This is a genomic window from Kitasatospora sp. NPDC050463, assembly GCF_040655255.1.
GTDB lineage: Bacteria > Actinomycetota > Actinomycetes > Streptomycetales > Streptomycetaceae > Kitasatospora.
The window spans coordinates 155,550-176,830 of record NZ_JBFAJO010000006.1 but is presented as its reverse complement, the minus strand read 5'-3'; the positions used below and the strand labels follow the sequence as shown (position 1 = coordinate 176,830).

At 73.1% G+C, this 21,281-nt stretch carries 18 protein-coding genes, 1 tRNA gene, 1 pseudogene and 1 riboswitch; of the genes and pseudogenes, 15 read left to right on the top strand and 5 right to left on the bottom strand.

Annotated features, from left to right (window positions below; all coding sequences use genetic code 11):
• Window positions 1–312: 312 nt before the first annotated feature.
• On the top strand, window positions 313–813 hold the full coding sequence (locus AB0J08_RS06405; RefSeq protein WP_360627761.1) for a hypothetical protein: 501 nt from the start codon (window positions 313–315) through the stop codon (window positions 811–813).
• Between the two features lie 80 nt (window positions 814–893).
• Here the strand turns inward: AB0J08_RS06405 and AB0J08_RS06400 are convergent.
• Window positions 894–968: transfer RNA gene (locus AB0J08_RS06400), tRNA-Cys, on the bottom strand.
• A gap of 231 nt (window positions 969–1,199) precedes the next feature.
• Window positions 1,200–1,265, top strand: a riboswitch (guanidine-III (ykkC-III) riboswitch).
• A 43-nt stretch (window positions 1,266–1,308) separates the two neighbouring features.
• Between AB0J08_RS06400 and AB0J08_RS06395 the strand changes: the two genes are divergently transcribed.
• Window positions 1,309–1,623 carry an SMR family transporter gene (locus AB0J08_RS06395; RefSeq protein ID WP_360627758.1) on the top strand — a complete coding sequence of 105 codons (315 nt, stop codon included), beginning with the start codon at window positions 1,309–1,311 and terminating at the stop codon, window positions 1,621–1,623.
• Window positions 1,624–1,706: 83 nt separating this feature from the next.
• Window positions 1,707–3,146, top strand: a complete 1,440-nt coding sequence (locus AB0J08_RS06390) for an MFS transporter (RefSeq protein WP_360627755.1) — start codon at window positions 1,707–1,709, stop codon at window positions 3,144–3,146.
• A 15-nt stretch (window positions 3,147–3,161) separates the two neighbouring features.
• Here AB0J08_RS06390 and AB0J08_RS06385 read toward each other — a convergent pair whose 3' ends face one another.
• Window positions 3,162–4,439 (bottom strand): hypothetical protein, encoded by a 1,278-nt coding sequence (locus AB0J08_RS06385; protein ID WP_360627752.1) that lies wholly within the window; start codon window positions 4,437–4,439, stop codon window positions 3,162–3,164.
• 396 nt (window positions 4,440–4,835) lie between these two features.
• Here AB0J08_RS06385 and AB0J08_RS06380 point away from each other — a divergent pair, with 396 nt between their 5' ends.
• From AB0J08_RS06380 to AB0J08_RS06370, 3 genes are read left to right on the top strand one after another with little or no spacing between them, the layout of a single operon-like run.
• Window positions 4,836–5,480 (top strand): class F sortase, encoded by a 645-nt coding sequence (locus AB0J08_RS06380; protein ID WP_360627749.1) that lies wholly within the window; start codon window positions 4,836–4,838, stop codon window positions 5,478–5,480.
• On the top strand, window positions 5,477–6,802 hold the full coding sequence (locus tag AB0J08_RS06375; RefSeq protein WP_360627746.1) for an alpha/beta hydrolase-fold protein: 1,326 nt from the start codon (window positions 5,477–5,479) through the stop codon (window positions 6,800–6,802). The genes AB0J08_RS06380 and AB0J08_RS06375 overlap by 4 nt, the downstream gene beginning before the upstream one ends.
• The gene (locus AB0J08_RS06370) at window positions 6,799–9,345 is read left to right on the top strand and encodes a DUF2156 domain-containing protein (protein WP_360627743.1); all 2,547 of its coding nucleotides are present in this window, start codon (window positions 6,799–6,801) and stop codon (window positions 9,343–9,345) included. Before AB0J08_RS06375 ends, AB0J08_RS06370 begins: the two co-directional genes overlap by 4 nt.
• A 91-nt stretch (window positions 9,346–9,436) precedes the next feature.
• On the opposite strand, the gene AB0J08_RS06365 is transcribed toward AB0J08_RS06370, so the two are convergent.
• The gene (locus tag AB0J08_RS06365; RefSeq protein ID WP_360627741.1) at window positions 9,437–9,910 is read right to left on the bottom strand and encodes an SsgA family sporulation/cell division regulator; all 474 of its coding nucleotides are present in this window, start codon (window positions 9,908–9,910) and stop codon (window positions 9,437–9,439) included.
• A gap of 321 nt (window positions 9,911–10,231) precedes the next feature.
• On the opposite strand from AB0J08_RS06365, the gene AB0J08_RS06360 reads away from it, so the two are divergent.
• From AB0J08_RS06360 to AB0J08_RS06340, 5 genes are all read left to right on the top strand, one after another.
• Window positions 10,232–12,064, top strand: coding sequence for a DEAD/DEAH box helicase (locus tag AB0J08_RS06360; protein WP_360627821.1), 1,833 nt, complete (start codon window positions 10,232–10,234; stop codon window positions 12,062–12,064).
• 259 nt (window positions 12,065–12,323) lie between these two features.
• A complete protein-coding gene (locus tag AB0J08_RS06355) occupies window positions 12,324–12,563 on the top strand; it encodes a TM2 domain-containing protein (protein ID WP_360627738.1) in 240 nt (79 codons plus the stop codon).
• 86 nt (window positions 12,564–12,649) lie between these two features.
• Complete coding sequence (locus AB0J08_RS06350; protein WP_360627818.1) at window positions 12,650–13,042, top strand: DUF2752 domain-containing protein; 393 nt, start codon at window positions 12,650–12,652, stop codon at window positions 13,040–13,042.
• Between the two features lie 396 nt (window positions 13,043–13,438).
• Entirely contained in the window at window positions 13,439–14,089 is a 651-nt protein-coding gene (locus AB0J08_RS06345; RefSeq protein WP_209416099.1) for a helix-turn-helix domain-containing protein, read from the top strand.
• A 24-nt stretch (window positions 14,090–14,113) separates the two neighbouring features.
• Complete coding sequence (locus tag AB0J08_RS06340; RefSeq protein ID WP_360627735.1) at window positions 14,114–14,920, top strand: S16 family serine protease; 807 nt, start codon at window positions 14,114–14,116, stop codon at window positions 14,918–14,920.
• Between the two features lie 98 nt (window positions 14,921–15,018).
• Here the strand turns inward: AB0J08_RS06340 and AB0J08_RS06335 are convergent, their stop codons facing one another.
• Window positions 15,019–15,501: an Lrp/AsnC family transcriptional regulator gene (locus AB0J08_RS06335; protein ID WP_360627732.1), complete on the bottom strand. Its 483-nt coding sequence runs from the start codon at window positions 15,499–15,501 to the stop codon at window positions 15,019–15,021.
• 373 nt (window positions 15,502–15,874) lie between these two features.
• Here AB0J08_RS06335 and AB0J08_RS06330 point away from each other — a divergent pair.
• Window positions 15,875–16,321: pseudogene (locus AB0J08_RS06330) on the top strand (VOC family protein); the annotation flags it as partial.
• Between the two features lie 39 nt (window positions 16,322–16,360).
• Here the strand turns inward: AB0J08_RS06330 and AB0J08_RS06325 are convergent.
• A complete protein-coding gene (locus tag AB0J08_RS06325; protein ID WP_360627729.1) occupies window positions 16,361–16,912 on the bottom strand; it encodes a hypothetical protein in 552 nt (183 codons plus the stop codon).
• Window positions 16,913–17,102: 190 nt separating this feature from the next.
• Here AB0J08_RS06325 and AB0J08_RS06320 point away from each other — a divergent pair, with 190 nt between their 5' ends.
• The 3 genes from AB0J08_RS06320 (at window position 17,103) to AB0J08_RS06310 (ending at window position 21,253) form a co-directional block, all read left to right on the top strand.
• The gene (locus AB0J08_RS06320) at window positions 17,103–17,828 is read left to right on the top strand and encodes a response regulator transcription factor (RefSeq protein ID WP_360627726.1); all 726 of its coding nucleotides are present in this window, start codon (window positions 17,103–17,105) and stop codon (window positions 17,826–17,828) included.
• Window positions 17,825–19,372: a HAMP domain-containing sensor histidine kinase gene (locus AB0J08_RS06315; RefSeq protein WP_360627723.1), complete on the top strand. Its 1,548-nt coding sequence runs from the start codon at window positions 17,825–17,827 to the stop codon at window positions 19,370–19,372. Before AB0J08_RS06320 ends, AB0J08_RS06315 begins: the two co-directional genes overlap by 4 nt.
• 273 nt (window positions 19,373–19,645) lie before the next feature.
• Window positions 19,646–21,253, top strand: coding sequence for a cellulose binding domain-containing protein (locus AB0J08_RS06310; protein ID WP_360627720.1), 1,608 nt, complete (start codon window positions 19,646–19,648; stop codon window positions 21,251–21,253).
• The last annotated feature ends 28 nt before the right edge of the window (window positions 21,254–21,281 follow it).

Sequence of the window (21,281 nt, the reverse complement as noted above, 5' to 3'; positions counted from 1 at the left end):
TCGGCGCGACGGCTGATCTGGGGCGCCCAGCCCGACTTTGACCTGCGAGAACTTCGGAGCGTCACGACCGTTGACGATCGAGGGCTTGTTGGCCTGTCACGGCGATTCATATACTCACAGTGGTCGATCAGTGTGGGCGGCCACGGCACACAGCGCCGCGCCGGCTTTCCGCAGTGGATGTGCGAAGCGGCGTGGGCGGGGATCCGTCGGCTGGGATGCCGTCACCGGACCAGCTGCTGACCGATGACCCGGCATGTCCGAGGAGCGCCGCCTTTCGTGACGCTCCGTCCGCTCGGCGAAAGGAACGCCGACATGCGTACCCGCATCCGCGCCCTGCTCGTGATGCTGCTGGGAGTCTTCGCCCTCACCGTCGGCACGGTCGGCCCCGCACTGGCGATCAGCCCGCACTTCCAGAGCGCCACAACCACCGGCGTCAACAGCAACGGCGGCTTGACCGTCACGTTCACGGAGGCCGGTCTCGGCAACAACGCGAACATCGACTACACGGCGTCCGCCGACGCCAATGCCACCTACGCCTGTCTGAACGGGGGCGGCAACCACCCGCAGGCGGCGAACAAGCAGAGCAGCACCGGAACCGTCACCGCGTCGGGCAGCTTCAAGTCCGACAAGAACGGCAGCCTCACCGGCTCCCTGGTCGTGAACCCGCCGGCCAGCACGCTCACCTGCCCCAAGGGTCAGAAGTTCGTCCTGGCCAGTGTCAGCTACAGCAACGTGACCATCACGGACGTCACGCACAACGTGAGCGAGCCCGTCACCGGCGGACCGCTCACCCGGGTCTTCTTCGTCGTGTGACCGAAAACCCCGGAATATTCTGAAAACGCCGACGGCAGAAAACGGCGATGGAATTCGCCGTCTTCTGTCGTCGGTACGCGTGGAGGCCATGACGGGAATCGAACCCGTGTAAACCGCTTTGCAGGCGGTTCCCTCAACCACTCGGGCACACGGCCATGGGGGAGCTGTACTGCGGGTGCGCTCAGGCGCAGCGGCAACAGCGACAGGCGCGACGACACCGGGGAGCGGGGGCGCAGGTGCGGAGGGCCGCGAGGGTCGCCGTCTTCCTGTCCATTGCCGACTCCTGTCGTCGTTCGCCGTGTTGGTGAATTCATCTTGGCGGAATGGCTGGGGGAGCGTCAATATCCGTTTGTAAATTCTGTATGGCGGGTCGTGCTACGGTCGAAGAAGGTGGCCTTTTCCGGCCGCCCCGGACGAGCGCGTCGTACCCGGTGACGACAAGACGGCGCAGCACAGCGGCAACCCGGCCGCTGCCGACTGCGGAGGTCCCTCGTCATGGCCTGGCTCGTTCTGATCGTTTCCGGCGTCCTGGAGACCGCCTGGGCGGTGTCCCTGGAGTCGTCCAAGGGCTTCTCCCGGCTCGTTCCCACGATCGTCTTCGGCGTCACGCTGGCGCTCAGCATGGGCGGTCTGGCGTACGCGATGCGGTCCGTCCCGATCGGCACCGGCTACGCGGTCTGGGTCGGCATCGGCGCGGTCGGTACGGCGCTGTACGGAATGGCGGTCCTGGGGGACGCGGTCACGGCGGCCCGGATCGGCTGCCTGCTGCTGATCGTCTCCGGTGTGGTGGGTCTCAAGGTGCTGCACTGAAGCCGGTCCTAGGCCCTGCGCAGTAGACGATCAGGGCCTCGGGTCAGGGGTCATGTCGCCCGACGGGTCTTACGATGCTACGTATGACCACAGCCTCCCCCACCTCGGTCGATTCCGCCCCGACACCCCCCGACGAGACCGACCCCGGTGGCGGAGTGCTCACCGGCCGCTACCGGCCGCTGACCCTGGGGATCGTCTCCGTGGTCCTGCTGCTCGCCTTCGAGGCGACGGCCGTCAACACCGCGATGCCGGTGGCGGCCCGGCAGCTGGACGGGCTCCAGCTGTACGCCTTCGCCTTCTCCGGCTACTTCACCACCACGCTGTTCGCCCTGGTCGTCTCCGGCCAGTGGTGCGACCGCAGGGGCCCGCTGCAACCGCTCTTCACCGGCATCGCGGTGTTCGGCGCGGGCCTGGTGGTGGCCGGGGCGGCCCCCGGGATGTGGGTCTTCGTGGCCGGCCGGGCGATCCAGGGCCTGGGCGGCGGCCTGGTGATCGTGGCGCTGTACGTGGTGGTCGGCCGGGCCTATCCGGAGCGGCTGCGGCCGGCCGTGTTCGCGGCCTTCTCCTCGGCCTGGGTGCTGCCCTCGATCGTCGGCCCGGTGGTGGCCGGGGCCGTCACCGACCACCTGGGCTGGCGCTGGGTGTTCCTCGCCGTCCCGGTGCTGATCCTGCTGCCGCTCGCGGTGATGGGGCCGGCGCTGCGCCGCTCCGAGAGGGAGCAGCCGGTGCCGAAGGGCGCGGAGTTCGACCGCCGTCGCACGCGGCTGGCCGCGATGGCCGCGCTCGGCGCCGGTCTGCTGCAGTACGCCGGCCAGCGGCTCGACCTGGTCGGGCTGGTCCCGGCGCTCGCGGGGGCGGCGTTGCTGGTGCCCGCCGTCCTGGGGCTGCTGCCGGTCGGGACGCTGCGTGCCGCGCGCGGGCTGCCGACGGTGATCCTGCTGCGCGGAGTGGCCGCGGGGGCGTTCTTCGCGGCGGAGGCGTTCATCCCGCTGATGATGGTCACCCAGCGCGGCCTGTCGCCGACGCTGGCCGGCCTGACGCTGACCAGCGGCGGCCTCTCCTGGGCGCTGGGCTCCTGGCTGCAGGGCCGGCCCGGCGCGGAGCGGTACCGGGAGGCGATGATCCGGTGGGGCTTCCTGCTGACGGCGGCGGCGATCGCGGGGGCGGCGCTGGTACTCGTCCCGGCGGTGCCGGCCTGGGTGACGGCGACGGCCTGGGGCGTCGGCGGGATCGGCATGGGTCTGACGGTGGCGAGTATCAGCGTGCTGATGATGAAGCTGTCCGCGCCGGAGGACGCCGGGGCCAACTCGGCCTCGCTGCAGATGAGCGACGCGCTCGGCAACGTGCTGCTGGTGGGCCTGTCCGGGGTGCTGTTCTCGGCGCTGGGCGGCGGCTCGGTGGCCGCCGCCCACGGGGGCGGCGAGGGCACCGGCTCGGCCGGCGCGTTCGCGGCGATCTTCGTGACGATGGCGGGCGTGGCGCTGGTGGGAGCCCTGGTCTCCGGCCGGGTGCGGAAGGCGTAGCGCCCTCCCGGACGGTCAGCCGGTGGCGGCCGCCGGTGCGGGGGAGCCGAGGAAGGTCTCCCAGCCCCCGGCCGGTGCCTGGCCGACGGCGAGGCCCTGCAGCTTGCGCAGCACCGCCGGGTCCTGCGCGTCGAGCCAGTCGACCAGCTGGCGGAAGGAGACCAGCCGCACCTCGGGCTTGCCGGCGATGGCCTTGAGCACGTCCTCGACGGCGTTCATGTAGATGCCGCCGTTCCACTGCTCGAAGTGGTTGCCGATGACGAACGGCGCCCGGTTGGTGGTGTAGGCGCGCTCGAAGCCCATCAGGTAGGAGTCCCTGGCCTGGGTCTGGTACGCCGCGTGCAGGGCGGGGTCGGCCTTGGTGTTGCTGCCGGACTGGTTGAACATGATGTTGTAGTCCATCGACAGCACCTGGAAGGTGTGCCCGGGGAAGGGGATGGACTGCAGCGGGAGGTCCCAGAGCGCCCCGCCCTGGATCTTCTGCGGCCAGATCTGCGTCCCGTTGCCGCTGCTGTCGTAGCGCCAGCCGCGCTTGACGGCGGTCGGCAGCAGGTTGCGCTGGCCCTCCAGACAGGGGGTGCGGCTGCCGATCAGTTCCTTGCGGTAGTCGAAGGGCAGGGCCGGTAGGTCGCTGAAGCCGGTGGTGGTCTTCCAGGTGGTGACGAAGTCCATCGCCTGCTGGATCTCGCTGTCCCACTCCTCCGGCGACCACTTGCCGACGCCGGTGGCGCCGCAGAAGTGCCCGTTGAAATGGGTGCCGATCTCGTGCCCCTCCAGCCAGGCCGCGTGCAGGTTCTCCAGGGTGTCGTGGATGTGCTGGTCCGACAGGTAGCCGATGTCGGAGGCGCCGACCTTGTGCTGCGGCGGACGGTAGAGGTCCTTCTTGGCCTCGGGCAGCAGGTAGAGGCCGCTCAGGAAGAAGGTCATCGACGCGTTGTGCTCCTGCGCCAGCCGGCGGAACCGGCGGAACAGACCGTTGTCCAGTTCGCCGGCGCCGTCCCAGGAGAAGACCACGAACTGCGGCGGGCGCTCGCCGAGCTTCAGCGGCTCGGCGGTGGGCTGGTTCGGCTGCGGGCCGGTGTCCGAGGTGGAGCCGTCGCCGATCATGGTGGCGGGTGGCTTGGGGGGTGCGGAGCCCGGGGCGGCGTGGTCCGCCGCCGGGCCGGCCGGTACCGGGACCGGGGCCTGCGCCTGCTCTCCGCCGGCCCCGCCGTTGGCGCCGCAGCCGGCCGCGAGGGTGGCTGCGGTCGCGGCACCGGCGGCCAGTAGGGTGCGGCGGGAGAGAGCGTCCATGGTCACTCCGTTCATGGGACATGCGGCAGGCGTGGAGACAGTCCGGTCGGACAAGTGCGGTGATAGGCCTGTGAACGGGGTCAGCATGGCATGCGAACACGATCGGTCGGTGATCCACCACGAACGGTCGCAAGTGATCGCCCGATTGGTGCAACCGGACAGGTGTCCGAGACTATCGATGGTCATGCGGGGCGACTCGCGAGCGCTCCTCCCGGTGGATCCTGGTCTCTCCCGGTGGTCGCCCGCCTACTCGGAGCACGAATCGGCTAGCTAGCCCTGCCGATCGGGGGGTTCCGGTAGGACCATCGTATTGACGTGCCTTAAGGTCCAATCCGGTTGAATTGTTCCCAGGGAACTTCCAGGAACGAGCACGTTGTCAGCAGAGGGGAGCGCCGGGTGGGCGCCCAAGAGAGCAGGAGCCCGTGGCCGGGCACCCTGGCGGTCGGCGCCGCAGTCGTCCTGGGCGCCTGGCTGCTGCACGACGGAGGCCACGCCGCACTGCCCCCGGCACCCGGTTCGGGTCAGTACCTCTCCGGCTTCGCCCCGGTCTCCGTCGTTCCCCCGCTCGGCCCCTCCGCCCCGACCAGGATCAGGATCCCCGCCGTCAAACTCGACGCCCCCGTCACCGGCCTCGGCCTGGACGGCGACGGGCGCCTCCAGACGCCCCCGGCCGCCGACCGCAACCTGGCCGGCTGGTACCGCGGCGGTGCCACCCCCGGGCAGCGCGGCACCGCGATCCTCGCGGGACACGTCGACAACAAGAGCGGGCCCGCCGTCTTCTATCATCTGGGCGCGCTGCACCGCGGCGACCGGATCGAGATCGCCCGTGAGGACGGCGCCACCGCGGTCTACCAGCTCTACGCCATCGAAGTGCACGACCGAAAGGACTTCCCGGACGACCGGGTGTACCGCCAGGCCGCCGACGCCCAGCTCCGGGTGATCACGTGCGGCGGCGGGTACAGCGAGGAACACGGCTACCAGGGAAACGTGGTCGCCTACGGATTCCTGGCCGACACCACCCGGCCGGGGACACGTACATGACCACCGCTCCGCTCGCCGTCTCCTGGAACCCGATCGACTGGCCGCTGACGCACGGCCCGATCCCGCTCGCCGTGCTCGCCGCCGGCTGGGGCTCCCTGCTCCTGCTCGCCCTGGCCCGCGGCCGGACGTGGTGGAACCGCCGCCTGCCCGCCGCCCTGGTCAGCGCCGCCGCGCTCAGCCTGGCGCTGGACGTCGTCGTGGACGACTGGTGGCACCCCTTCCCCGAGGGGCTGCCCCGCTACGTCACCTGGTGGATCGCCGTCGCGCTGCTCGGGCTCTGCCTGGCCGGCTACCGGATGCCGCGGCTCTCCCGGCGGGGCAAGCTGCTGGCGGTCGTCGCCGGGGCACTGGTGCTGCTGATGGCCTCCTCGCAGGTCAACCGCGGCTTCGGCCAGTACCCCAGCGGCCGGGTCATGCTCGCGCCCTGGCTCTCCAAGACCCAGGAGCTGACCACCGGGAAGGACCCCCACACGGTGAGCCCGCCGCCCGGCAAGGTCCTCGCCGACGTCTGGCAGGCCCCGCCCGGGCTGCCCGCCAAGGGCACCGTCTCCATCGAGCCGATCCCGGGCGCCAAGTCCGGATTCAAGGCCCGTGACGCGTACATCTACCTGCCGCCCGCCTACCAGGCGAGCCCGCGCCCGCTCCTGCCGGTGGTGGTCCTCGTCACCGGCCAGCCCGGCAACCCGGGCGACTGGGTGCTCGGCGGCCAGGTGAACGAGGCGCTGGACGCCTTCGCCGCCGAGCACCAGGGCCTGGCCCCGATCGTGGTGATGCCCGACCAGCTCGGCTCGATCTGGAACAACACGCTCTGCATGGACTCCAAGCTGGGCAACGTGCAGACCTACCTGGCCGAGGACGTCCCGAACTGGGTGCACCAGCACCTCCAGGCCGCCAAGGGCCGCGGTTCCTGGTCGATCGGCGGTGCCTCGATGGGCGGCACCTGCGCGCTCCAGCTGGCCGTCAACGCCCCCGAGGTCTACGGCTCGTTCCTCGACATGTCCGGGCAGGACGAGCCCACCCTGGGCACCCGCGAGCAGACCGTCGCCGCGGCCTTCGACGGCGACGGGGCCAAGTTCGACGCCGTCGACCCGCTGCAGGTGATGAGCCGCAAGCGGTTCCCCGACACCGCCGCGGCGATCGTCGTCGGCCGCACCGACGGCGAGTTCCGCCCGCAACAGGAGAAGGTCTACCAGGCCGTGCAGAACGCCGGGATGAAGGCGAGGTTCGATCTGATGCCGGGTGGGCACGGTTGGGTGGTGTTCCGGCCCGGCATCGTCGACCAGCTGCCGTGGCTGGCCCAGCAGACGGGGTTGATCCGGTGATCCGGCTCGGTACGGCCCCGGCCCTGGTCGCCACCCGCGAACGCGACCTCGGTGTCGACCCGGTCCCGGTGGCGACCGCCCCCGAGCCGTCCCCCCGGCCGGGCCGGCAGGCCCTCACCGGGCTCGCCGCCCGGCTGCGCGCCGCGCCGCTGACCCTCGTGCTGCTCGGTCTGCTCTGGGCGGTCGGCGCCGCCACCGCCAGCCTGGCCCACGGCCCCTCCCGGGCCCTGCTGGCCCAGGTCGGCGTGGGCCTGCCCACCCTCGGCGAGGGCCGCTGGTGGACGCCGGTCACCTCCCTGTTCTGGTGTTCCAGCGCGGGCTCGTACGTCTTCACCAGCCTGCTGCTGCTCCTGGTCGGGCCGGCCGCCGAGAGCCGGCTCGGACGGTGGCGGACCCTGCTGGTGCTGGTCGGCGGGCAGGTCCTGGGCACCCTGCTCGGCACCGGACTGGTCGCCTTCGGCGCGCGGGCCGGCGAGCAGTGGACGGCCGCCGTCGCCGACCAGACCGCCGTCGGCCCGGGCGTCGGCCTGTTCGCGCTGGCCGGAATGCTCGGCTACCGCCTCAGCGTGCTCTGGCGCCGCCGGCTGCACCTGCTGGTGGTGCTCGTCCCGCTGGTGATGACGCTCTACGTCGGCCATCTGCAGAGCGTCCAGCGGTGCGCCGGCGCGCTGCTCGGCCTCGGCATCGGCGCGCTGCTCGCCCGGGGCCGGTGGCAGCTGCGCCCGCACCGCTCCTCGCACACCGAGACCCGCGTGCTGGTCGCGCTCTGCCTGGTGGCCGCCGCCCTCGGCCCGCTGATCGCCTCGCTGTACGACAACGCCGCCGGGCCGTTCAACACCTTCTCCGAGCTCTACTTCTCGCACCGGCTCACCCCGGACGAGGTCGCCGACTTCTGTGGTCTCTCCGTCCACGACTGCGCCCGCGCGCACGCCGTCCAGCGGATCTTCGACACCCCGGCCCGGCTGATGGCCGCGCTCTTCCCGGCCCTGCTGCTGGTCCTCGCCGAAGGCCTGCGCCGGGGCCTGCGGCTGGCGTGGCGGATCACCGTCGCCACCGAGCTGCTCTGGGTCGCGCTGCTGCTCTGGCTGTTCACCGAGACCGGCACCGGTGCCGGGGACGTGGTGCAGTACTTCGTCGAGGCGCTGCTGCTGCCGCTGCTCACCACCGGCCTGCTGCTGGCCACCCGGCAGCGGTTCGGCCTGCGGCTGCCGGGCGCGGTGCTCGGCCGGCTCGCCCTCGTCCTCGGCGGGGCGGCCCTGGTCGCCGCGACCGCGTACGTGGGGTTCGGTCGGCTGGCGGCCGGGCAGTTCGAGCCGGGCGCGGGCGTGCGCGGCCTGGTCGCCGGGCTGCCGGCGCAGTTCCTGCCGCCCGCCTACAACGACCTGCTGCCGGACTACCCGATCGCCGTCGGCCCGCTGGCCCGCCTGCTGGAGACGTACTGCGGCCTGGTGTTCTGGGGGGTCGCGCTGACCGCGCTGCTGGTGGCCTTCCGCCGGCCGGTGGTGCACGCGGACGCCGCGGACGCCGCCCGCGCCCGGGCGCTGCTCACCGCGCACGGCGGTGGCACGCTCTCCTTCATCACCACCTGGGACGGCAACCACTACTGGTTCGACGAGGAGGGCCGGGCCGCCGTCGCCTACCGGGTGCTCTCCACCGTGGCGCTGACCACCGGCGACCCGTTCGGCGAGCCGGAGGCCCGCCGCCGGGCGGTGGCCGGCTTCGCCCGGTACTGCGACACCCGCGGCTGGACGCCGTGCTTCTACAGCGTCACCCCGGAGACCCGGGCCGCCGCCGGGCAGCTCGGCTGGCGCTCGCTCCAGGTGGCGGAGGACACCGTGGTCGCCCTGCCCGACCTGGCCTTCACCGGCCGCAAGTGGCAGGACATCCGCACGGCGCTCAACAAGGCCGGCAAGCAGGGCATCACCGCCGAGTGGTGGGCCTACCAGGACGCGCCGCTCGCGCTGCGGGACCAGATCCGCTCGATCTCGGAGGAGTGGGTCTCCGAGAAGGGCCTGCCCGAGATGGGCTTCACCCTCGGCGGGCTGGAGGAGCTGGACGACCCGGCCGTCCGGATACTGGTCGCCGTCGACGGCGAGCGCACCGTGCACGGGCTGACCAGCTGGATGCCGGTCTACGAGGACGGGGCGCCGGTCGGCTGGACGCTGGACTTCATGCGCCGGCGCTCGGACGGCTTCCGCGGGGTGACGGAGTTCCTGATCGCCTCGGCCGCGCTCGGCTTCAAGGACGAGGGCGCGCGCTTCCTCTCGCTCTCCGGCGCGCCGCTGGCGCGTTCCGGGCAGGACACGCCGCCCACCGGGCTGCAGCGCACGCTCGACTGGATGGGCCGGGTGCTGGAGCCGGTGTACGGGTTCCGCTCGCTGCTGGCCTTCAAGGCGAAGTTCCAGCCGGAGTACCGGCCGATGTACATGGCCTACCCCGACCCGGCGGCACTGCCCAGCATCACCCGCGCGATAGGCAAGGCGTACCTGCCGCACCTGACGGCGGCGCAGGGTGTGCGGCTGATGCGCCGGCTGTCCTCCTGAGGCCCTCCTGAGGCGCTCGCCCGGGCTCGGCCCCGGGCGGCCGCCGACGGACCGGGTGCGGCGGCAGGGCCCTTCCGGAGACCGGTGCGCGTCAGCCCAGGAGCTCGGCGAGGGCGCGGTCGGCGTCCAGGTACAGGTGCTCCTCGCCCTCGGGGACGGCCAGCCGGCTGTGCCAGAGGAAGCGCCGCAGGTCGGTGGTGTCGAACTGGACCAGCGCGGTGCCCTCGGGCGCGCGCAGCTCGACCATGGTGCGCCGGCCCGCCGCGGGCCGGACATGGACGTCGCCGACGCCGGCGGCCAGCTCCAGGCCGGTCGTCAGCAGCTGGCGGGCGAAGACCCACTCGATGTCCGGGCCGGTGCCAGGGCCGGGGTCCCGCTCGGCGTCCGGGCCGGCGTCCGGGCCGTGGTCGTCGGCCGGCTCGTCCAGCGAGAACTCGGCGGGGAAGCCCATCCGGACGGCCAGCGGGTCCTGGGGGCGGTAGGCGAGGATGACCCGCAAGCGGGCCGAGCGGTGGGTGGAGAGGATCAAGCGGGCCTGGACGGTCTCTTCGACGGCGGCGTGCACGGCGCGTCCTTTCTCGGTGGGGCCTTCTCGGTGGCGTGAGGCCGGGGTGGCGGCCGGGGAGGGAGGGGCGGCCTCACTGGTGAGAGTCGGACGGGGCGTCGTGCTTACGCGGTTCGGCGGGCGGATTTCCGTGATCCGGGTCACGTCGGTTTCCGGCCGTCCGGGCGCAGCGGAGGTCGAGCCTGGCCGCCCGAACGGCGCCGGACCGGTACGCTGGACCGGTTGTCCGATTGCCGCCCGACCGCGGGCCGGGGCCGCAAAACAGCCTCTGACCTGCGATGATCCCCCTCGGAGACCGTGAGTACTGCCGCCGCCTCCTCGATGCCCCTCTTCTCCGACGTGCAGGAGCCGCACGCGCCCGCCCGGGCCGCCGGCCAAGGCGCGTCGGCCGCTTCGCACCACCTGTCGCCGGCCTTCCCCGGCCGGGCCCCCTGGGGTACCGCCGGGAAGCTCCGGGCCTGGCAGCAGGGTGCGCTGGACCGGTACATCGAGAACCAGCCGCGCGACTTCCTCGCGGTCGCGACCCCGGGCGCAGGCAAGACCACCTTCGCCCTGACCCTGGCCTCCTACCTGCTCCACAACCACCTGGTGCAGCAGATCACCGTGGTCGCGCCCACCGAGCACCTGAAGAAGCAGTGGGCCGAGGCCGCCGCCCGGATAGGCATCAAGCTCGATCCGGCCTACTCCTCCGGCCCGCTCTCCCGCGAGTACCACGGCATCGTGGTCACCTACGCGGGCGTCGGGGTCAACCCGATGCTGCACCGCAACCGCACCGAGGCCCGCAAGACGCTGGTCATCATGGACGAGATCCACCACGCCGGTGACTCGAAGTCCTGGGGCGAGGCCTGCTTCGAGGCCTTCGAGCCGGCCTCCCGCCGGCTGGCACTGACCGGTACGCCGTTCCGCTCGGACACCAACCCGATCCCGTTCGTCCAGTACGAGGCGGGCGGCGACGGCATCCGCAAGTCGGTCGCCGACTACACCTACGGCTACGGGCACGCGCTGGCCGACCACGTCGTGCGGCCGGTGATCTTCCTGAGCTACAGCGGCAACATGCGCTGGCGCACCAAGTCCGGCGACGAGCTGGAGGCGCGGCTCGGCGAGCCGATGACCAAGGACCTGATCGCCCAGGCCTGGCGCACCGCGCTGGCCCCGCAGGGCGAGTGGATCCCCAGCGTGCTGCAGGCCGCCGACCGCCGGCTGAGCGAGGTCCGCAAGGCGATCCCGGACGCCGGCGGCCTGGTGATCGCCACCGACCAGAACACCGCGCGCGCCTACGCCAAGATCCTGCGGGAGATCAGCGGGGAGAAGGCCACCGTGGTGCTCTCCGACGAGGCGGAGGCGTCCAAGCGGATCTCCGACTACGCGGCGGGCGACTCGCGCTGGATGGTCGCGGTCCGGATGGTGTCCGAGGGCGTCGACGTGCCGCGCCTGGCCGTCGGGGTGTACGCCACCTCGATCTCCACCCCGCTGTTCTTCGCGCAGGCCGTCGGCCGCTTCGTGCGCGCCCGCAAGCGCGGCGAGACCGCGTCCGTCTTCCTGCCGACCATCCCGACGCTGCTGGGCTTCGCCAACGAGATGGAGCTCCAGCGCGACCACGTGCTGGACCGGCCGAAGAAGGAGGGCGAGGGCCTCTTCGACGAGGAGGACCGGCTGCTCGCCGAGGCCGAGCGGGCCAACGACGGCCCGGACGGCGCGGGTGGCGAGGAGTTCTCCTACGAGGCGATCGGCTCCGACGCGGTCTTCGACCGGGTGCTGTACAACGCCATGGAGTTCGGCATGCAGGCGCACCCGGGCAGCGAGGAGGAGGAGGAGTACCTCGGCATCCCGGGCCTGCTGGAGCCGGACCAGGTGCAGATGCTGCTGCAGAAGCGCCAGCACCGGCAGATCCAGCGCAGCAAGGCCAAGCCCGCCGAGGAGGCCGATCTGCTGGAGCTGCCGGCCGAGCAGCGGCCGGTGGTGACCCATCAGGAACTGCGCGAGCTGCGCAAGGAGTTGAATGCGCTGGTGGCGGCCTGGCACCACCGGACGAGTCAGCCGCACGGCACCATCCACAACGAGCTGCGGCGTCAGTGCGGTGGCCCGCTCACGGCGCAGGCGACGGTCAATCAGCTGAAGGCGCGGATCGACCGGATCCGGGAATGGGCGAAGTAACGGGACCTCGGGGAATCGTCCGGCGCCCCTTGAGGTCATGTGACGGTAAGGCATACGAGAAGATTCTGTAGAGACAGCCGGTGTGATGATCGGCTAGTGTTCCGCGTGCCGCGCCGCCTCCGGGCCGTCACGGCTGCGTACCGTCCCGTCCGGACGGCTGCGGCAGCCCCCGGTGAGCCGGGCCGGCAAACCTCACCAGTCGAGGACGCGACCACGTCGTCGCGCCCTCGAACATGCCGTCACAAGGAGCACACCGAACGTGTCGTACCCGCCCCACGCCCAGCCCGAGCTGTCCGACAAGTCGAAGATCGTCGCCGGCATCCTGACGATCCTGCTCGGCAGCCTGGGCGTCGGTCGCTTCTACACCGGCCACATCGGCCTGGGCATCGCCCAGCTGCTGACCTGCGGCGGCTTCGGTGTCTGGTCGCTGATCGACGGCATCCTCTTCCTCACCAGCGACGACCGCACGGACGCCCAGGGCCGTCTGCTGCGCAGCTGACCTTGCGCAGGCCATTCGCGGCGCGCCGCCCCGGCTCCGGCCGGGGCGGCTTCGCCGTGCCCCGGGCCGGCGGCCGGTTCGCCGGGCTGCCCCTCCCCGCCCGGCTCCGCACCGCCGGGCCGCCGCTGGCGGTGCTCGCCGGCGGCCTGGCCGGCTCCGCGTACCTGTGGACGCGCAATCCGCACCTGCCCGGGCAGATGCTGCCGTTCTGCCCCTGGCGGAAGGTCACCGGGCTGGACTGCCCCGGCTGCGGCGGCACCCGGATGACGTACGACCTGCTGCACGGCGACTTCGCGACGGCCTGGCACGACAACGCGGCGCTGCTGCTCTCGCTGCCGCTGGTCGCGCTGCTCTACCTCACCTGGCTGCGGCACGGCCTGGCCGGCCGGAGCTGGCGGCCGACCCTCGGGCGGGGCGGCACGGCGGCGGTGCTCGGCACCGCGGTGGCCTGGACGGTGCTGCGCAACCTGCTGCTCTGACCCGCCGGGCCGCCGGGTGTCCGCCGGGTGTCCGGCGGGGCGGGCCGGCGGGCGGCGCCCCGCGCGGGCGGGGGCTGTCCGGACTTCGGACTGTGGTCGAACCTGTGCACACCTATCGACTGCGGAATGTTGGTGTTTGCCCGTATTCGTCACGCGTGGCGAAATTGATCATGACCGAATTTTGGACAACCACTTCCGCCACGACAATTCCTTCACTACCTTTCCCACACGCTCTCCCGCCGGGTAACCCCCCGAGGGAAGGGCGCCGCAGGACCGCCAGGACGTCAAGGACGACATACCGCGGCCCGAGCGCGGCCACCCACCTGCGCGCGACACCTGAGTCCCGGACCGGCGCCGCCGCCTCCGGCGACCCGCCGCGGAAAGGAATTGCGCGTCGTGACTGCAGAGACCTCCCAGACCCTGGACCGTGGTGTCCGGGTCCTCAAACTCCTCGCCGACTCCGAGCGCGGGCTCACCGTCACCGAGCTCGCCGCCCGGCTCGCCGTCAACCGGACCGTCGTCTACCGGCTGCTGGCCACGCTGGAACAGCACGGACTGGTCCGCCGGGACATCGGGGGCCGGGCCCGGGTGGGCCTGGGTGTGCTGCGACTGGCCCACCGGGTGCACCCGCTGCTGCGCGAGGCGGCGCTGCCGGCCCTGCGCAGCCTGGCCGAGGACCTCGGCGCCACCGCCCACCTCACCCTGGTCGACGGCAACGAGGCGCTGGCCGTCGCCGTGGTCGAGCCCAGCTGGACGGACTTCCACGTCGCCTACCGGACCGGGCTGCGCCACCCGCTCGGGGAGAGCGCCGCCGGACGGGCGATCCTGGAGGCGCGCGGCTTCCCCAGCCAGCGCCGTCCGGAACAGGGCTTCGTGATCACCCGTGCGGAGGAGCAGTCGGGCGCGAGCGGCGCGGCCGCCGCACTGGTCGGGCTGAGCGGGATCGAGGGCAGCGTCGGCGTGGTGATGCTGAACGGGCTCGTCCCCGAGCGGGTCGGCCCCCGGGTGGTGGAGGCGGCGACGGAGGTCGCCGACGCCCTGCGATAGCGCCGGGTGTGTTTGGATGCCTCTGTGTCCGACACCAAGCTGCCCAAAGCCCTGACCGCCCCCCGCACCCGTGCGCTGGCGCTGTGCGGGGTGCTGGTCGCCGCGCTCTTCGGTGTGGCGGCCTTCGTCCCGCTGCCGTACACGCTCACCTGGCCGGGGGTCACCGCGGACACCCTGGGCAGCTACCAGGGCGCGCCGGTGCTGACCATCACCGGGGCGCCGGTGCGGACCACCGACGGCGAGCTGCGGATGGTGACCATCTCGGCGACCAATCCGGGCGAGAAGACCACCTTCTGGCGGTCGCTGAAGGCCTGGTTCGACCAGGACGAGGCGATCCGGCCGACCGAGACGGTCTACCCCCAGGACGATCCGGCCAAGGCCGAGGAGGTGACCGCCCAGCAGATGACCGAGTCGCAGGACAGTGCCACCACGGCCGCGCTCTCCTACCTCCACCTCTCGCCGGCCCAGGTGAAGGTGAAGGTCGACCTCGGCGACATCGGCGGCCCGAGTGCGGGCCAGATGCTGGCGCTGGGCATCGTCGACAAGCTCGCCGGCGACGGCAAGGGCGGTGACCTCACCGGCGGCGTGAAGGTCGCGGGCACCGGCACCATCGACGACCAGGGCGTCATCGGCCCGGTCGGCGGCGTGCCGCTGAAGACCCAGGCGGCGGCCCGGGACGGTGCGACGGTGTTCCTGCTGCCCAAGGACGAGTGCGCGGACGCCAAGGTCAACCTGCCCGGGGGTCTGCGGCTGGTGCCGGTGGGCACGCTCGGCGAGTCGATCTCCGCACTGGACGCGCTGCGCAACGGCGGTACCGTCCCCGCCTGCTGAGATCCTGCCCGGCGGGTGTGGCGGGTGTGGCGGGTGTGGCGGGTGTGGCGGGTGTGGCGGGTGTGGCGGGTGTGGTGCTGTGCCGGACGGCTACCGCCCTACTCGGCGGCGGCCTGGTCCACCAGCGGCAGGATCCGGTACGGCACCGGGTTCTCCAGCGCGATCGCCGTCGAGGACCGGACGATCCCGTCGAACCCCACCACCCGGTCGATCACGCGCTGCAGATCGGCGTTGGACCGGGCCACGATCCGCACCATCATGTCCCCGCGTCCGGTGATCGTGTGCAGCTCCAGCACCTCCGGCACCGCGGCCAGGTGCGCCCGCACGTCGGAGCCCTGGCCCTGGGAGATCTCCAGCGTGGCGAAGGCCGTCACCGGGTAACCCAGCGCCGCCGGGTTCACCTCGGGCCCGAAGCCGCCGATGACACCCTTGGCCTGGAGCCGGTCCAGCCTCGCCTGGACGGTGCCCCGGGCCACCTGGAGGCGGCGCGAGCACTCCAGCACCCCGATCCGCGGCTCCTCCGCCAGCAGCCGGATCAGCCGGCCGTCCAGCACGTCGATCGCGTCGTTGGCGGTGCCCACCGGCTGAGCCGAAGAGCCCGGCCCGACAGCTGAGTTGGGTGGTTCGGTGGAGTTCGGGGAACTCGGGGACTGGGCGTGGGGCATCGCGGGGCTCCGTCCTCCGGTGGGCATTCTGTACAGCGGTGCGGCCGATTCTCCCGCCCCGGCGCACACCTTGACCAGGAGGAAACGGAACAGTTGCGCGCCGGTCGGCCCGGCGCCACCCTCCAGCCACAACCCCGTGAGCCGGGCCCCACACGCCCCTTCGGCCTGTGGGGCCCGCCCAGGGGGCAGACCGTGGTCCCGTACGCCCACCGGGAGGGCCGTCATGACCGACACCGCCGCCGAACCCGCGCTGCTCACCGCAGGCCTGGAGGAGCCCGACCTCGTCCCGATGGGGCACGCCGACGCGGTGGTCTTCGCGGTCGGCGACGCCGAGCGCGCGGCACGCCGCTACGCCACTGCGCTCGGCCTGCGCTGTACCGCCTACGCTGGGCCCGACACCGGCGAGCCGGAGACCGTCTCGTACGTCCTGCGCGCGCCCGGGACGCGCTTCGTGCTGACCTCGCTGGTCCAGGTGATCGGGCCGCGCGGCCGGGAGCTGGCCGGCCACCTGGCCCGGCACGGCGACGGGGTGGTGGACCTCGCCGTCGCCGTGCCGGACGTCCACTACGCGTACGACTACGCCGTGGACCGGGATGCCAGCTCGCTCGCCGAGCCCTACGAGGTGCACGACCGGTACGGCGTGGTGGTGCTCGCCGCCATCGGGGTACCCGGCGGGACCAGGCACACCCTGGTCGACCGGTCCCGCTACCGCGGTCCCTATCTGCCCGGCTACGTCCCGTTCGACCGCTGGTGACCGGCGGCCGGGCCACACCGGTCAGCGGACGACCGTCTCCACACTCGGCGGGTGGCCGTTCCAGGCGACGAACACCGAGTTGGCCTGCTCGCCCCTGGTGAAGTCCACCCGCATCCACTGCGGGCCGTTCCAGACCTGCATCTGCCACCCCGGATCCGGGGTGGCGGAGACCAGCGAGGCGGTGTCCGGCCGGAGGTCCAGCGCGACCCTGCCGCCCGGGACCGGATAGCTGCGTACCGAGGACGTGGTGGTGTCGGTGGTGGGCGCGGGACGGCGCGAGGAGGGCGGGGCGCCGGGAGCCGCCGCACTGCGCTGGGTGGTCGACGCGGCCGGCGCGGGCGTCGGGCCGGAGTCCTGCGGCCGGGGCGCGGACGGCTCCTGGGTCGGCTCCCGGGTCGGCGCCGGCGTCGTCGAGGGCCGGGCGCCGCCGGCGGCCGGGGACGGCAGCGGCAGCGCCGTCGGCTGCTCGAACGCGGCGCCGGTCAGCACCGTGTGCACGCCGAACCAGGACAGCGCCACCGCCGCCCCGGTGGCCGCCGCCCAGGCGCCGAGCTGTACCAGTCCGTTCCGCATCGTGCGCACATCCTGCCGTATTCGGGGCCGCCGCAGGTGGGCAGCCCTGCTATTCAGCAGGCAAGTTGCACAAAACACCAGGGGACGGAGCGAATCGGTCCCGACCTGCCCGGCGGGCGGTCCGGGGCCCGTCCCGGGACCCACCCCGAGGTACAGACCACCGCACGCCGATGGCGTACCGTGCAGCCCCATGGCAACAGTGCTCGTGGTCGAGGACGACCCCTTCGTACGCTCCGCCCTCATCCGGCATCTGGCCGACAGTGGTCACGCGGTCCGCAGTGTGGGCACGGCACTTGAGGCGTTGCGCGAGGTCGCCCAGGTCGGCTGCGACCTGGTGATCCTCGACCTCGGCCTGCCCGATCTGGACGGCGGCGAGGCGCTCAAGATGATTCGCGGCCTGACCAACGTGCCGGTCATCATCTCCACCGCCCGGGACGACGAGGCCGAGATCGTCCGGCTGCTCAACGCCGGTGCCGACGACTACTTGGTGAAACCCTTCTCCGGGGAACACCTCAGTGCCCGGATGGCCGCCGTGCTGCGCCGGCTCGGCGGCGGAACGGCCCCGGTCACCCAGGTGCTCCGGGTCGGCGGGCTCGCCATCGACCTCCAGCGCCGCGAGGCCACCCTGGACGGCCGGGCGCTCGACCTGACCCGCCGCGAGTTCGACCTGCTGGCCTTCCTCGCCGCCCGCCCGGGCGTCGTCGTGCCGCGCAAGGAGATCCTGGCCGAGGTGTGGCGCCAGACCTACGGCGGCGACCAGACCATCGACGTCCACCTCTCCTGGCTGCGCCGCAAGCTCGGCGAGACCGCCTCCAACCCCCGCTACCTGCACACCGTGCGCGGCGTCGGGGTCCGACTGGAGGCGACCGGGCACCCGACGGAGCCCGGACCCGCCCCCACGGAGCGCCGGACATGAGGCGGTTCGGCCACTCGCTGCGCTGGGCTCTGATCAAGGCCGCCGTGGCCGGGACCACCATGGTCGCGCTGGCCTTCCTCATCCCGCTCGGCTTGATGGTCCAACAGACCGCGCGGGACCGGGCGTTCACCGCGGCCGAGCGGCAGGCGGCGGCGCTCGGCCCGGCACTCGCCATCACCACGGACCAGGGCGCCATCGCCCGCGCGCTGGCCAGTACCGACGCGGGCGCGCAGGGGCGGATGGCGGTCCATCTGCCGGTGCCGGGCACGGTGGCGGGCGGGGGAACGACGGGGGCGGTGGCGGGCGGGGCATCGACAGCCCCGGCGGGTGCTCCCACCGGGCCGGCCGCGCCGCCCTCCGTCCTGCCGTCCGAGCCGCCCTCCGCCGTGGCCGCGCCGATCGGGCCGGACGGCGGGGCCACCATCGGCGACGCCCGAGCGCTCGCCGCCGACGTGGGCACCGCCGGTGGCCAGGGCCGCTCGTTCACCGTCGAGGTGCCCGGCGGGTTCGCCCTGCTGCAGCCGGTCGCCGTGGACACCGGCCGGACGGCCGTGGTCGAGGTGTTCGTGGCCGACGGCGACCTCACCAGGGGAGTCTCCACCGCCTGGCTGGTGCTGTCGGCGGTCGCGCTCGCGCTGGTGGCCATCTCGGTACTGGTCGCCGACCGGATGGGCACCCGGATCGTCGCCTCCGCCCGCCGGCTGGCCGCCGCGGCCCGTTCGCTCGGCGGCGGCAACCTCGCCGTCCGGGTGCCCGTCGACGACCGGCAGAGCGCCGGAAGCCCGGAGGAACTGCGCGAAGCCGCCCACGCGTTCAACGCGATGGCCGACCGGGTCGTCCACCTGCTCGCCGCCGAAAGGGAGTTGGCCGCCGACCTGTCGCACCGGCTGCGCACCCCGCTCACCGTGCTGCGGCTCAACGCCGCCTCACTCGGCGAGGGCGATGCCGCCGACGCCACCCGGCACGCCGTCTCCCAACTGGAGCGCGAGGTCGACCAGATCATCCGCTCGGCCCGCCGGGCACCCGAGGACGCCCCCGCCGTGACCGTGGGCTGCGACGCCGCCGAGGTGATCCAGGAGCGGGTCGGCTTCTGGTCCGCGCTGGCCGAGGACGAGGGCCGCCGCTGGCAGATGGCCGGCGCGGACCGGCCCGCCCCGGTGTCCGTCCAGCGCGGCGACCTCGCCGCCGCCGTCGACGCGCTGCTCGGCAACGTCTTCCGCCACACCGCCGTCGGCACCGCCTTCTCGGTCGACGTGCTCGCCACCGAGAGCTCGGTCATCGTGCTGGTCGGCGACGCCGGACCGGGCTTCACCGACCCCGAGGCCGCCCTGAAGCGCGGGCAGGGCCACGGCGGCGAGGGCTCCACCGGCCTCGGCCTGGACATCGCCCGCAAGCTCGCCGAGGTCACCGGCGGCGACCTCGCGCTCGGCCGCTCGGCGGTGCTCGGCGGCGCCGAGATCCAGCTGAGGTTGCAGGCCAGGCCCGCGGGCGTCGCCCCCCGCGTCAGCCGCCGGCGGACCCGCAACACGCTGTTCCAGCGCTGAGCGGCGGCGCAGCCGCGCGGCGCCGGACCGGGCCGGGCGTCACAGCCGTCCCTCCTCTTTCTTAAGCAGGCCCTAAGGGAGCTGTACCCCTCGCTCAGCAGGCCGGTTTCGGCCGTCCGGCACCACTAGCGTCATCCGCGCCGGTCACCCGACCGAGCCGGGTCACGCCGCCCGCGACGGGTCCACGGACCCGCGCCGGGCCGTCGCGGCCCCGTCCGGCCCAGCCGCCTCCCGCACCGTTCGGGCAGGAGGCGCCCCCACGGAGGTACGCCCATGACGACCCAGCCCGACCGCCGCCCGGGCCGCCGCCGCCGGCGCAGCCGCAAGGGAGTCGTCCTCGGGGCTTCGGCCGTCGCCGCCGCGCTGGTCGCCGGCGGTGTCGTCGTCCTCGCCTCCTCGGCGAGCGCCGCCTCGCTCGGCGCGGTCTACACCCGCACCAGCACCTGGGAGTCCGGCTACACCGGCCAGTACCTGGTCACCAACCCGGACGGCAGCGCGATCGAGGACTGGACGCTGAGCTTCGACCTGCCGGCCGGAGCGAGGATCGACTCGCTCTGGAACGCCACCTTCAGCGCCGACGGCCAGCACGTCACCGTCAAGCCCGAGCCCTGGAGCAAGCGACTGGAGCCCGGCCGGAGCCTGGTGGTCGGCTTCGTCGCCCAGGGCTCGGGCGCGGCCCAGGCGGAGCCCGGCAACTGCCTGATCAACAACGCCTCCTGCCGGGCGGGCGACGGCACCGTGCCGACTCCCTCGGGCCGCCCGACCACGGCGCCGACCGCCTCGCCCACCGCGACCACGGCGCCCACCGCACCCACCACGTCGCCGACCGCCACGGCCACCGCCAAGCCCACCGGCGCGTCGCCGAGCCCCACCGTCACGACCAGGCCGACCACCCCGGCGCCGACCGCGAGCGCCACCCCGACGCCCACTGCCACCGCCACCGCCACTCCCGCCCCGGTCACCGGCGCCGGCTTCGCGCCGTACGTGGACACCTCGCTCTACCCGCCGTACGACCTCGTCGCCACCGCGAAGGCCACCGGTGTCAAGAACTTCACCCTCGCCTTCGTGGTCTCCGGCGGCGGCTGCACCCCGAAGTGGGGCGGTGTCAGTGACCTGTCCGCCGACGCGGTGGCCGCCCAGATCGGCGCGCTGCGGGCGGTCGGCGGCGACGTCCGGGTCTCCTTCGGCGGTGCCAACGGCAGCGAACTGGCGCTCGCCTGCACCACGACGGCCGACCTGACCGCCGTCTACCAGAAGACCGTCGACACCTTCGGGCTGACCAAGGTCGACTTCGACGTCGAGGGCGGCGCGATCGCCGACACCGCCGCCAACACCCGCCGTGCCCAGGCCGTCGCCCAGCTGCAGAAGAACGCGGCCGCCAAGGGCCGGGCCCTGGACGTCTCCTTCACCCTGCCGGCGCTGCCCTCCGGCCTGACCCAGGAGGGCGTCGACCTGGTCGCGGACGCCAAGAAGAACGGCGTCGCGATCGGCGCGGTCAACATCATGGCGATGGACTTCGGTGACGGCGTCGCCCCGAACCCGCAGGGCCAGATGGGCAAGTACGCCATCGCCGCGGCCACCGCCACCCAGGCCCAGGTCAAGAGCGTGCTCGGCCTGGACGACGCCGCCGCCTGGCGCAAGGTCGCGGTCACCCCGATGATCGGGGTCAACGACGTGGCCAGCGAGATCTTCACCGTCGCCGACGCCAAGCAGCTCGCCGACTTCGCCGGGACCAAGCACCTGGCCTGGCTGGCGATGTGGTCCGGCACCCGCGACAAGGCGTGTGAGGGCGGCGCCAAGGCGTACGCCGACGCCAGTTGCAGCAGCATCCTCCAGCAGCCGCTGGACTTCACCCGGGCCCTCGGCGCCTACACCGGCTGAGCCCCCTCGACCCCTCCCCGGGACCCCG